We start from the raw sequence: 12,588 nt of genomic DNA, 5'->3' as shown, positions 1-12,588 counted from the left end.
CCTGCAATTTTCTTCAATACAGCTTGTCGCCGGCCCCAGCATACTCGCGCATCGCCATTGCCGGAGCCGACTTACATGCAGGATTTCCTCTTCATCGCCGCTGCCCACTTTCTTTCCCTGCTGTCGCCCGGTCCCGATTTTTTCCTGATCGCGCGCACCTCGCTGGCACACGGCTGGCGCAGTGCCGCCGGCACGTGCATGGGAATTACCGCAGCCAATGCGGTGTTTATCGTGGCGGCGTTTGGCGGACTATCGGTGCTAAAGGCGGGCAGTACGGCATTCATGCTGGTGCGCCTGGCGGGATGCGCCTATCTGCTGTACCTGGGCTGGCTGTTCTTGCGCCATGCGGGCAAGAGCAGCCTGGATGCAAAGCCCGCCACTGGCAAGGCGCACTGGCGCGGCGGTATCGTGATGGGGTTTGTCTCCGCCATCCTGAACCCGAAGAATGCGCTGTTCTATGTCAGCCTGGCCACCGTGCTGGCCGGCAGGCAGACCAGTCCCGCTGTGATGGCAGCGTATGGCGCGTGGATGGTCTTTGCCGTGCTGGCATGGGATATGGCGGTGGCGCTTGCCATCGGCAGCAACGCCCTGCGGCAGCGCTTTGCGCGCGCGCTGCCGCTGCTGGAGCGGCTGTCGGGCGTGATGCTGATCGTGCTGGCGGTGGCGCTACTGGCTCAAGCTGGCAGTGGATCCAGGTAAAACACGGCATACACTTTCAGTGGCGACGTCTCAGTGGCTTTTTCCGAGCGCACGACGGAGCAATCGTCGGCGGCCAGGCTGCGCCAGTTCTGGATGCCGGCCTTGGCGAACATGGCGTGCGCGGGGGCATTCGCGGCCAGGTCCAGCACCAGGCAGGCGTTGCGCGGGCCGGCACCGTAGTTGACGGCGCGGATCTCGATGCCGAAGGTCGTCATCCACGGTTCCCACAAGCCTTTTTCCTTGCCGGCGGCCATGCGATCCAGCATCTCGCCGAAGGTCAGGCCTTTCTTGACGGTGTCGCGCAAGGCTGACAGCGACGGCGCCAGACGGGGATCGGGCTGCTTGTTGCCGGCGCGGATCTCGGCAATGGCTTTCAATTCCTTGATGATGGCCGCATCGCGCTCCGTGTAGTCGCGCATGCGCGCGTAGAACTCGGCATCGAGGAAGGGATTGACGGTCAGCTTGGCGACGCCCTCTTCGCGGCGTTTCGGGGAAGGCGTGTTGGTTTTGGTCATGGCGATAGAGGGGCAAAATACGTTGAGGGGCGCCAGTGTACCACCTTGCAGCGGCGCGGCCCCAGGGGCGGCTTCAGCCCTTGGGGGCGGCCGTCGATTCGCGCACCACCAGCTCGGGTTTCAGGCGCACGTCGAGCACCGGGGAATCGGGCGAGGCGATGGTTTGCAGGATCAGCCGGGCCGCTTCCGTGCCGATGCCATGGTGGCGGATGCGGATGGTGGTCAGGGGCGGACGGATCATGTCCATGTATGGCATGTCGTTGTGGCCCACCACGGAAATATCTTCGGGGCAGCTCAAGCCCAGTTCGCGGATGGCGTCGTAGCAGCCGAGGGCCACCAGGTCGCTGCCCGTCACCACGGCCGTCGTCCGCGGCGACTGGCGCAGCAGTTCCAGCAGGGCCGCCTTGCCGCATTCGCGCGAATAGCCACTGCTTTCAAACACAAAGGCTTGCGAGGGATCGAGTTCGCTGGCCTGGATAGCGGCCAGGAAACCGAGGCGGCGCACGTGGCCCGTGGACAGGTTTTCCGGGCCAGCAATGTGCGCGATATGGCGGTGGCCCAGCGCCAGCAAGTGTTCCACGGCCAGGCGCATGCCGACCACGTCGTCGCTGACGACGCAGGACGCGACGCCCGTCTCGTCGCTGCGGTTGACGGTAACGACAGGCACATTCTGATCGATGCACATCTTGATGACGGGATCGTCGCGCCGTGCGGTAGCCAAAATCAGGCCGTCGACCTGCTGCCCCAGCAAGCGATTGATGACGAACAGTTGCTCTTCCTCGTCGGCGCCCACATTGGCGACGATGGCCAGGTAGCCATGCTTGCGCAAGCCTTCCTCGATGCCCAGCAGGATCGGCGGGAAAACCGCGTTGGTTATGTCGGGCAAGACCACGCCGATGATGCGCGACTTGCGCGTGACGAGGGTGGAGGCGGCGCGGTTCGGCCGGTAGCCGAGCCGGCCCGCTTCGGCCAGCACGCGCGCGGCCACCTCGGCGCTGACCATTTGCCGCGTTGCCGGATTCATCACGCGCGAGACGGTGGAAAAGTGCACGCCGCTGGCCCGCGCAACGTCGCTTAAGGTGGGGTTCTTGTTTGTCATGGGCTTCCCGGATCGCAATACCGTGATTTTATCGTAAAAATTCCCCATTCCGTCAAAAACCGAGCAAACGCTTGCATTGAAATAATACCGTTGCCCAAAGCGGTTTTGGCAGGATTAAGCACAATCCAGCCTTGACAGCGTGCAAACGCTTGCATAACATGCCCCGGATTGACCACTCGGGCCCAATATGCCCTCCCCAGAATTCTTATGTCTACTTCCCACAGCAAGCACGCCGAACAGAACGGCGAAACCTTCAACCTGAAAGAAGCCGCCCTCGCCTACCACGCGGAACCCCGCGCAGGCAAGATTTCCGTCACGCCAACCAAACCGCTGGGCGACGCCCGCGCCCTGACTCTGGCGTACTCGCCAGGCGTGGCCTTTGCCTGCGAAGCCATCGTGGAAGATCCGCGCACGGCCGGCATCTACACTTCGCGCAGCAACCTGGTGGCCGTGATCACGAATGGCACGGCCGTGCTGGGCCTGGGCGATATCGGCCCGCTGGCCAGCAAACCGGTGATGGAAGGCAAGGCTTGCCTGTTCAAGCAATTTGCCGATGTCGATGTGTTCGACATCGAACTGGCCGAGAACGATCCCGACCTGTTCATCGACACCGTGGTGCGCATGGAGCCGACCTTCGGCGGCATCAACCTGGAAGACATCAAGGCCCCGGACTGCTTCTACATCGAACAGCAATTGCGCAAGCGCATGAACATCCCCGTCTTCCACGACGACCAGCACGGCACGGCCATCATCGTCGCGGCCGGCATCCTGAACGGCCTGGAACTGGTGGGCAAGGATATCGGCAACGTCAAAGTGGCGGTCTCGGGCGCTGGCGCCGCGTCGATCGCCTGCCTGGACTTGCTGGTCTCGCTGGGCCTGAACAAATCGCTGCTGAAAGTCTGCGACAGCCAGGGCGTGATCTACCCGGGCCGCGATGCCAGCATGGAAGAGAACAAGGCGCGCTACGCGAACGACACGAGCGACCGAGACCTGGCCGACGCCATGGTCGGCGCCGACATCTTCATCGGCGTCTCGAAGGGCGGCGTGGTGAGCGCGCAGATGGTCGAATCGATGGCAGCCAAGCCGCTGATCTTCGCCCTGGCCAATCCACATCCGGAAATCGCCCCGGAAAAAGTCCATGCCGTGCGCGACGACGCTATCGTGGCCACGGGCCGCTCGGATTACCCGAACCAGATCAACAACGTGCTGTGCTTCCCGTACATCTTCCGCGGCGCGCTCGACGTGGGCGCCACCACCATCAACGAAGAAATGAAGCTGGCCTGCGTGCGCGCCATCGCCGCGCTGGCCAAGGAGCCGTTGCCGGGTCACGAGAGCAGCGCGCTGACGCCGCTGCAACTGATACCTTCGCCGTTCGACGAGCGCCTGCGCAGCTGGGTTGCACCTGCCGTGTCGCAAGCGGCCATCGCCACCGGCGTCGCCACCCGCGTGCCGACAACTGCCTGATGCACTTGGCAAGGACTTCCTTGCATTAGCAAAATAACAACAAGTTACCATTGCTTACAAAAAAACCATGGCTGAAAACCATGGTTTTTTTCATTCCCCCCTTGAAACCACCGATGCAGTTGCCAAAGAGTAAATTCCCAGGGACGTTTTTGCCACCGCCTTCGATTACAATGGCGCCTACTTTATGTTGCTACAGTTGCCAGAATGGCGACGACGTGCGTTACCAAGGATTTTCATGCTCGGCCTGACTTCTGTTTCTGTTTTTCTATTTTCGGCATTGACGCTGGCTGTCAACAGCGGATACTCCCTTGGCGCGCTGGTGCTGCTGCTGGCCAGCAGCTGGCTGCTATGGAAACGCCCCCGCCTGAACTTGCAACGCCAGGATTATCTGCTGCTCGGTGCGCTGCTGCTGTACTTCCTCGTCTTTACCGCCAATATGTTGTACCACGGCGATCCTGCCCGCGAACTCGATATGCCATTACGGGCACTGCTAGCCGCACCCGTGCTGCTGCTGCTGCTGGCATATCCGCCCCGGCCAGAGGCCTGGTGGAGCGGCCTGGCCATCGGCGCCATCAGTGGAGCGGCTCTGGCTTTCTGGCAATTTCTCGCACTCGAGATGTACCGCCCGCAAGCGGCAACCAGTAATGCCATTCATTACGGCAATGTCAGCATGCTATTTGGCATGCTAGCCCTATGTGGCATGGGATGGGCACGAGAGCATAGCCGCCGCCTGGCATGGAGCCTGCTCCTGCTAGCGGGCGGCCTGTCCGGTATTCTGGGATCCGTCATCAGCGGTAGCCGCGGCGGCTGGCTGGTATTACCCGTCTGTGGCTGCCTTTTTTCATACTATTATTCGAAGGGCCGCGGCACACGCTATCTGGCCACTACGCTCGGTACACTGCTGGCGGCGTTCATACTTGCCTACACACTTCCCAACTCCCCCGTGCCCGAGCGCGTGGCAGTGGCTGTCAATGACATCAAACAGTTCCAGGACAGCGACAATGTGACCACGTCCATTGGCCAGCGCATAGAAATGTGGCGCTCCGCATGGTCCTTATCAAGTAACCATATCTGGCTCGGCATGGGCCGCAATGGTTATTTGGCTGCAAAGCAACAGATGGCAGACGAAGGCAAAATGGATAAAGTCATCAAAAACCATACCAACGCCCACAACGACTACCTCGATGCCCTGGTCAAGCGCGGCATTATCGGTGTCTTGGCCTTGCTGGCACTCTTCCTCGTTCCATTTGTCCTGTTTGTCCGCGCCCTTCGCCGCAGTGCCCCAGCAGCCCAGCCCTATGCCCTGGCCGGCGTGGTGCTATGCGCTTGTTATATGATTTTTGGCCTGACGACAAGCTCGCTTACCCTGAATATCGGCATCATCATTCTGGTCTTCCCGATGGTGATACTGTGGGCCATGCTGCGCCAGCAAGAACGCATTGCCTGAGCTGTTTTCCGCCTGACCGTTTTTGCTGTCCCTGCAAGGAACCATACCGATGCTCACGCCCGACCTGAAGCGCCTCACCGCGCTGCACTCGCCCTACAAGAAACACCTGGCCCTGGCCTTGCTGGCGATGGTCGTCACGGCGGCCACGGAACCGCTGCTGCCGTATGCGCTCAAGTTGCTGCTCGACAATGGTTTTGGCGGCAAGGTGAGTTTTTCCTTCTGGCTGGTACCGCTGATCGTCATCGGCATCTTTGCCATGCGCGGCGCGTCGACGTTTGCCAGCAGCTATCTGATGAGCTATGTTTCCACGCGCATCCTCAACGAGTTGCGGCGCAGAATGTTTGCCAGCATGCTGAACTTGCCCATCGACTTCTACAACACGCACACGGTGGGCAAGGTCATCAATTCCATCATGTTCGAAGTGCAGCAGATCATCGAGATGGTGACCAAGGTGTTTACCTCGATCGTGCGCTCCTCGCTGACCGTACTGGGCCTGCTGGCGTGGCTGCTGTACCTGAACTGGGTGCTGACCCTGGTCACCCTGGTGCTGCTGCCCCTGCTGACCATCGTCGTGCGCACCACGGGCAAACGCCTGAAAAAACTCAACCGCGACTCGCTGGCCGTCAATGCCGAGCTGACCCAGGTCATCGAGGAAACCACGCGCGCCCAGCAAGTGATCAAGATCTTCGGCGGCCAACACTACGAAAAGTCGCGCTTCGAAGAGCGTGCCGAGCAATTGCGCCGCTACAGCATGCGCATGACCACCACCTTTTCCGCCACCGTGCCTATCACCCAGGTGATCACGGCTGCCGCCGTGGCCCTGGTCATCGTAATGGCGCTGTTCCAGTCGGAGCAGGGGCAGATCACGGTCGGCGGCTTTGTTTCCTTCATCACGGCCATGCTGATGCTGCTGACGCCATTGAAGCAACTGGCTGAAGTCAACGGCCCCCTGCAGCGCGGCATGGCCGCCGCAGAGGAAGTCTTCCAGCTGATCGACAAGACGCCGGAACGCACGGGCGGCAAGCCGCTCGCTGGCCGCAGCAAAGGCCGCATCGAATTCAAGGACGTGAGCTTTGCCTATCCAGGACATCCGGAACCGGCCCTGCAACACATCGACCTGAGCATTGCGCCAGGACAAACGGTCGCCTTTGTCGGCATGTCCGGCGGCGGCAAATCGACCCTGGTCAGCCTGCTGCCCGGGTTTTACTCGGCCAGCAGAGGCGAGATCTTGCTCGATGGGCAGAATATCGATGCCATCGCCCTGACCAGCCTGCGCAGCCAGATCGCCATGGTCAGCCAGCAGGTAGTGCTGTTCGACGATACCCTGGCCGCCAATATCGCGTATGGCGATGCGGCGCCGGACCGGCAGCGCATCGAAGCGGCCGCCGCAGCCGCCTTCCTGTCGGACGTCATCGACGGTTTGCCCGATGGCCTGGAAACGCGCTTGGGCGACAACGGCTCGCGCCTGTCCGGCGGCCAACGCCAGCGCGTGGCCATCGCCCGCGCGATCTACAAGGATGCGCCCATCCTGATCCTCGATGAAGCCACCTCGGCACTGGATACGGAAGCGGAACGGGCCGTGCAAGCGGCATTGGAACACCTGATGCAAGGTAAAACCACCCTCGTTATTGCTCATCGGCTATCAACAATTGAACGTGCGGACCGTATCGTGGTATTGTCACATGGGAAAATAATGGAAACCGGCAATCACCAGCAATTATTGGATGCCAACGGCGCGTATGCCAATCTGCATCGCCTGCAATTTTCCCAGCAAGTGGTTTGACACCATCGAATGAATACCTGAAATCGTACTGATACATGACGCCTTTGATTCCCGCCGAACTTCTACAAAAGTCGGACAAAATTCTTTTCATCGCCCATCTGGCGCTGGGAGACTTTACCTACCTGCAGAACGGCTTCCGCGCCTTTGCCGCGGCCTATCCCCATATCCAGATCCACTTGTGGGTCGATGAAGTCCGCCGCACCTCCGACGCCCGGCAATGGGAAGGCTTGCGCACCTATTCGCTGTACGACTGGGTAGAGCAATCGGGCCTGTTCGCCAAGGTGTACCGCAAGACATACAGCCCGGCGCTGTACGAAGAGTCACTGCGCGAGGCCAAGGAGGAACACTATCCTGTCGTCGTGTCACTGGCCCACGTACGGCCACAGCAGTACGCGGATCTCGCCCGCGCGATCAGCCCTAACGGGCTGGTGATCGGCACGCGCAAACCGTTCAGCCCGCTGCGCCCCTGGCATTACCTGGCCTACCGCAAGATCGACGCCGTGCTGGCATCGTATGCGGGACAGGATGCCGGTGAGCACCATATCAGCAGCGTATACGCGGACTGGTTCCGTCAATTGACGGGACTCGACATTCCCGTGACCGAACGCTATCCCTTCGTGCACATTCCCGAGCCCGCGCTGCAGCAGGCTCAGCAACAGCTGGCTGCCTGGGGCTTTGCCCCGCGCCAGGGGCCGCTCGTACTCCTGAACCCGTTTGCCAAGTCGCACAAGCGCGGCTGGCCGCTGGAGCGCATCGCCGAGCTGATCGCGCGCATGCAGGCGATGCCGAAGTGGGAAAATGCTTGCTTCCTGATCAATGCCATGCCGCAGGAACTGGCCAAGGTGAATGCCGTCGTGCAGGCGCATGGCTTGCCGCGCACGCAAGCCTTCAGCGCCGTCGACAACTTTTTCCAGCTGCCGGCCATGCTGGCGCAATGCGACCTGATTATTTCGGTGGAAACGTCGATCATGCACCTGGCGAACGCCGTGCATGTGCCGGTGGTGGCATTGATGCGCAAGAAGAATCCGGAATGGGCGCCATTCGACAGCGCCAACAGCACCGTCATCACGGTGGCGCGGCGCAGCGACTGGGTCAAGGCGATCTCGGTCGATCAGGTATTGCAGACCATCGCCTAGACAACGCTGCAGTGGTTAACCGGTGCCCAGCATGCTAATGCGCACCAGGTCAGCCACATTGTCGACACCCAGCTTGTCCATCAGGCGCGCCTTGTGCACTTCCACCGTACGCACGGAAATGCCCAGTGCCGGGGCGATATCGCGGTTGTGCTGGCCCGTCACCACCAGATGCATCACTTCCCGCTCGCGCGGCGTCAAGGCGCGCAGCAAGGCTTGCCCCTCCACCTGGCGCAGCAATTGGCCGCGCGCATGCGCCTCGTGCGAAAACGCTTCATCGATGGCTGCCAGCAACTTGTCGTGGTCAAACGGTTTTTCCAGGAAATCGCTGGCCTGCGCCTTGAAGGCCTGGCGTGCCAGGGCGACGTCGCCATGTCCCGTGATAATGATGATGGGCAGCATGCATTTAAGCTCCAGCAAGCGTCGCTGCAGGCTCAGGCCATCCATGCCCGACATGCGGATATCGATGAGCAGGCAGCCGGCCCACTCGGGCCGCCAGCTGTGCAGGAAATCCTCGCCGCAGGAAAACAGGGCCGTGCGGTAGCCGCGTATGCCCAACAGCAAACCCAGCGCATCGCGCACGGCGGGATCGTCGTCGACGATAAACACCGTCAAATTACTTGTCACCATACTCTCCTCTAGCGGCCGCACTGGCGCACGCCAGGGGCAGGACAAAACGAAAAATGCCATGCTTGCCCACTTCGGCCCATAGCTGGCCGCCATGCGCTTCGACGATGCTGCGGCTGAGCACCAGCCCCAGACCCAGGCCGCTGGCCTTACTCGAGACGAACGGCTCGAACAGGCGTGCCGCCAGGCTATTGGAAATGCCGGGGCCGCTATCTTCCACGGACAGGCGCAGCCGCCCGCCTTCGCGCCGCTCGGCAGAGACCGTGATGCGGCGCCGGCCGCGCGGCTGGCCCATCACCGCATCCTGCGCATTGGCCAATAAATTACGCAGCACCAGCTCGATTTGCAGACGGTCCGCGTTGACGGCCAGCGGCGACGGCGGCGCCAGCACCAGCTCAATGCCATGCTCATGGAACAGCGGCGTGAACTGGCGTGCCATGCCCTCGATCAGGGCGCTCGCCTGCACCGCTTCGAGCTGCATCGCGCCCGTGCGGAAAAAGTCGCGCAGGCGGCGCACCACATCTGCGGCGCGCCCCGATTCGACGATCATATGTCCCACTGCGCCCTGCAGCAAAGCGCCGGTCTCGCCCCGTTCCAGCAAGTATTCGCATGCCTTGCCATAGGTCGACAAGGCCGTCAGCGGCTGGTTCAGCTCATGCGCCAGGGCGGCCGCCATCTCGCCGGCGGCCGCCAGGCGCAGCGTGTGTTTCAGTTCGTCGGCCACTTGCCGCATTTCATCGACGACGATGCCGATAAAAAAACCCACCAGCGCCAGTACGGCATCGAGCAGTTGCAATTCATAAAACTGGATATCGACCGCATGCGTCCATTTCACCAGGGTGATGATGCACAGTTGCAATACAAACACAGCCAGCACGGCGCCATGCAAGCCCTGGCGCGAGGCGGCCCAGATCACGGGAAGAAACAGGAAGTAGAAATGCTTGTATTCGGAACGCACAATGGAACCGAAGAGGCTCCACAGCACAAAACTCGCCAGGGCCAGATAGGCCAGGGTTTCCCAGCGCCAGACGGCGGCATGCAGGCGCTCACGCCCGCGCTCGCTGAACAATACCCAGATCAGCGGCATCGACACCAGCATGCCGACCATGTCGCCGATGCCGAAGCGCCAGACCGCCGTCCCCCATTCGCCGGCCGGGATGCGTCCCGTCAGCGACAGCAAGGAAATATAGCCGAGCGCATTGAGCACGGTGCCAAGCAGCACGATGGCGACCCAGGCGCTCAGGCGGCGCCGGTTGTCGAAGATGTCGCTACTGCTGAAACTGCGGCGCAGGACTGCGCCGATACCGCCATAGCCGAGCACCAGCCACGCCGAACAGAGCAAGGTCAAAGGCAGGCATGCCGGCATGCCGCGCACCAGCACCTCGCCAGCCAGCAAGGCGATAAACCACGGCAGCGCCGCCTTGCGGCCGTGGATCAGCCAAAATACCAGACCCAGCGCGGGATCGGGATTCCAGGGAGTGATGTTCAGCCCGTACATCGGGTCGATATACGTGGCCCAGTCAAACAGCAGATACAGCCCGACAAAGGCGGGATACGGCAGGTAGCGGGACAGAAATGGGCGCATAACGGTGTTTTTTTAACTGTCCCGCATTATGCATCGCAAGCGTGCGCCACGCCATGCCATCTTGCGTTATGAGCACATGCAATAATCTTCATGCAATATCGCAAGGCACGTCAGCGCAGTCAGGCCTCGGCCAGCGGCAAGCGCACCTCCACCAGCAAGCCCAGGCCGCCATTACCTCTGTGCAACTGAATCGTGCCGCCATGCTGGCGCACGACGGAAGCGACGATGGACAAGCCCAGGCCGCTGCCCGGCTGCGCTTGCTGCGGCGCACGGAAAAAGCGGTCGAATACGCGCGCATACAGGGCCGGCGCAATGCCCGGCCCCTGATCGGCCACATGCAACACGGCCTGGCCCCGCTCCGCATGCAGCGACACCGTCACGCTGCTGCCGCGCGGGCTGTACTTGATGGCGTTTTCCACCAGGTTGTCGATCAGCGAGACCAGGCTCTCGCGCTGTCCGGCTACGCTGAGCGAGACGCTGGCTTGCAATTCGAGTTCGATATCGCCCGCCTGGGCCAGGCCGGACAGGGCCGCCAGGCGGTCTTGCAGCAAGGTATCAAGCGCCTGCCGCCGGGGCAACTCGCCCCCGCCCGCCTGCACTTCGCTGCGCGTCAGCTGCAGCAACTGACCCACCAGGCGCGCGGCACGGTTGCCACTGTTCAATATCCCGTCCAGCAGTTCTTGCTGGCGTGCATCATGCGCCTGCCCCTGCAAGGCTTCGACATTCACGCGCATGGCCGCCAGCGGCGTGCGCAGCTCATGCGTGGCATCGGCGATGAAGCTGCGTTCACGCGCTGCACTGGCATCGACCCGCTGCAGCAGGGCATTGATATTGTCGACCAGTCCCGCCAGTTCGCCATGCGGGGGCTTGAACGCCAGCGGACGCAAATCCTGCGGCCCGCGCGCCGCTACCTCCTGCGCCACCTTGCGCCACGGGCGCATGGCAAGGCGGATCGACAGCCAGGCCGGCACCAGCAGGAATGGCAGGCTGATCAATAGCGGCAGCAGGTAATAGCCGTGTGAATTGATCGTGATGAAAAACTGCCAGGCGCCACCCACCTCCAGCACCGTCACGCGGGTGGTCCCCTCGGTCAGGCTGCGGCTGCGCCAGGCCTGGCCCTTGATGTAGATCACTTCCATCTGGTCGGGGCCGGCACTGCGGATACCGCTGGGCGCTGCGGGAGACTTGTAGACCAGCTTGCCTTCGCGCCAGACCAGGATGCGCGGCGCCAGTTCCGGCACCTGTCCCATTTCAAATTCCTCGCGCAAGGCTTCATCGATGGCGCGCAAGCTTTGCTCCTGGCGCTGCGGCTGCTCGGCCAGGTTGTCGGCCACGCTGATAATGGCATGCAGCACGCCCCGGGTCACATTGCTCGCTTCGCCCGTTCCCTCGAACAGCACATACGCCACGGCCAGGCTCCACAGCGCGGTCAGCATCAGCATTTGCGCCATCATCAGGCGGCGCACCAGGGTAGGCCGGCGCAGCATGGCCCAGAAACGCCCCATCATGCGCCAGCACCCGGCGCGGTGGATGTCTCACCCTGCTGGTCGATGACGTAGCCAACGCCGCGCACGGTACGGATATACCCTTCACCTATCTTGCGGCGCAGGTTGCCCATATGCACATCCAGGGTATTGCTGGCATTGGCCAGCCCGCCGGGCAGGATATGTTCTTCCAGCACGCGGCGCGTGATAACCCGGTTGGCGCGCATCAGCAGGGTCTTCAGCAGGGCATATTCGCTGGCAGTGAGTTCCACCGGCCGGCCATGCACGCTGACACGGCGTGTGGGCACTTGCAGCATAAGGCCGCGCAATTCGATGGTGTCGCCATCGAAGCCATAACTGCGGCGTGCCAGGGCGCGCACGCGCGATAGCAGCTCGGCCAGCACAAACGGTTTCACCAGGTAATCGTCGGCGCCCCCGTCCAGGCCCCGCAAGCGCTGTTCCAGCGTATCGCGGGCGCTGAGGATCAGCACCGGCAGGCGCGCCGCGCGCAGCCGGGCCAGCAAATCGAGGCCATCGCCATCGGGCAAGCCCAGGTCCAGCAGCACCAGCTCGCAACTGTCGTGCTCGATGCTGCGCGCCGCATCCTCCAGGCTGCGCACCCAGACCACTTGCATACCCTGGTCGCGCAAGGCGATCCGCACGCCATTGCCCAGGTCCATATCGTCTTCAATCAGCAGTATCTTCATGCTGAGCATTAAACCACCGCCAGCTGAAGAATGGGTAAAGAAGCG

At 62.1% G+C, this 12,588-nt stretch carries 10 protein-coding genes and 1 pseudogene; 5 read left to right on the top strand and 6 right to left on the bottom strand.

What is annotated here, in order from left to right; translation table 11 throughout:
• Positions 1-75: 75 nt before the first annotated feature.
• On the top strand, positions 76-699 hold the full coding sequence (locus tag ACQ4WS_RS09215; protein WP_436475579.1) for a LysE family translocator: 624 nt from the start codon (positions 76-78) through the stop codon (positions 697-699).
• Here ACQ4WS_RS09215 and ACQ4WS_RS09210 read toward each other — a convergent pair.
• Together ACQ4WS_RS09210 and ACQ4WS_RS09205 are read right to left on the bottom strand one after the other, a co-directional pair.
• Positions 675-1,214 carry a hypothetical protein gene (locus ACQ4WS_RS09210; RefSeq protein WP_436475577.1) on the bottom strand — a complete coding sequence of 180 codons (540 nt, stop codon included), beginning with the start codon at positions 1,212-1,214 and terminating at the stop codon, positions 675-677. The genes ACQ4WS_RS09215 and ACQ4WS_RS09210 overlap by 25 nt on opposite strands.
• 73 nt (positions 1,215-1,287) lie before the next feature.
• Positions 1,288-2,313 carry a LacI family DNA-binding transcriptional regulator gene (locus tag ACQ4WS_RS09205; protein ID WP_436475575.1) on the bottom strand — a complete coding sequence of 342 codons (1,026 nt, stop codon included), beginning with the start codon at positions 2,311-2,313 and terminating at the stop codon, positions 1,288-1,290.
• Between the two features lie 207 nt (positions 2,314-2,520).
• Here ACQ4WS_RS09205 and ACQ4WS_RS09200 point away from each other — a divergent pair.
• The 4 genes and pseudogenes from ACQ4WS_RS09200 to ACQ4WS_RS09185 form a co-directional block, all read left to right on the top strand.
• A pseudogene (locus ACQ4WS_RS09200) lies at positions 2,521-3,759 on the top strand (malic enzyme-like NAD(P)-binding protein); the annotation flags it as partial.
• Between the two features lie 253 nt (positions 3,760-4,012).
• Positions 4,013-5,224 carry an O-antigen ligase family protein gene (locus ACQ4WS_RS09195; RefSeq protein ID WP_436475573.1) on the top strand — a complete coding sequence of 404 codons (1,212 nt, stop codon included), beginning with the start codon at positions 4,013-4,015 and terminating at the stop codon, positions 5,222-5,224.
• A 49-nt stretch (positions 5,225-5,273) separates the two neighbouring features.
• Complete coding sequence (msbA, locus tag ACQ4WS_RS09190) at positions 5,274-7,007, top strand: lipid A export permease/ATP-binding protein MsbA (RefSeq protein ID WP_436475571.1); 1,734 nt, start codon at positions 5,274-5,276, stop codon at positions 7,005-7,007.
• Between the two features lie 35 nt (positions 7,008-7,042).
• The gene (locus tag ACQ4WS_RS09185; RefSeq protein ID WP_436475569.1) at positions 7,043-8,143 is read left to right on the top strand and encodes a glycosyltransferase family 9 protein; all 1,101 of its coding nucleotides are present in this window, start codon (positions 7,043-7,045) and stop codon (positions 8,141-8,143) included.
• A gap of 15 nt (positions 8,144-8,158) precedes the next feature.
• Here ACQ4WS_RS09185 and ACQ4WS_RS09180 read toward each other — a convergent pair whose 3' ends face one another.
• From ACQ4WS_RS09180 to ACQ4WS_RS09165, 4 genes are all read right to left on the bottom strand, one after another.
• Positions 8,159-8,770 carry a response regulator transcription factor gene (locus ACQ4WS_RS09180; RefSeq protein WP_436475567.1) on the bottom strand — a complete coding sequence of 204 codons (612 nt, stop codon included), beginning with the start codon at positions 8,768-8,770 and terminating at the stop codon, positions 8,159-8,161.
• Positions 8,757-10,352: an ATP-binding protein gene (locus tag ACQ4WS_RS09175; RefSeq protein ID WP_436475565.1), complete on the bottom strand. Its 1,596-nt coding sequence runs from the start codon at positions 10,350-10,352 to the stop codon at positions 8,757-8,759. The genes ACQ4WS_RS09180 and ACQ4WS_RS09175 overlap by 14 nt, the downstream gene beginning before the upstream one ends.
• A 119-nt stretch (positions 10,353-10,471) precedes the next feature.
• A complete protein-coding gene (locus ACQ4WS_RS09170) occupies positions 10,472-11,860 on the bottom strand; it encodes an ATP-binding protein (RefSeq protein ID WP_436475563.1) in 1,389 nt (462 codons plus the stop codon).
• Complete coding sequence (locus ACQ4WS_RS09165; RefSeq protein ID WP_436475561.1) at positions 11,857-12,543, bottom strand: response regulator; 687 nt, start codon at positions 12,541-12,543, stop codon at positions 11,857-11,859. The genes ACQ4WS_RS09170 and ACQ4WS_RS09165 overlap by 4 nt, the downstream gene beginning before the upstream one ends.
• Positions 12,544-12,588 lie beyond the last annotated feature (45 nt).

Origin of the sequence: Janthinobacterium leeuwenhoeki (assembly GCF_051380795.1) — a bacterium.
Taxonomy (GTDB): Bacteria; Pseudomonadota; Gammaproteobacteria; order Burkholderiales; family Burkholderiaceae_D; genus Janthinobacterium.
This window is presented reverse-complemented; position numbering and strand designations above follow the sequence as displayed.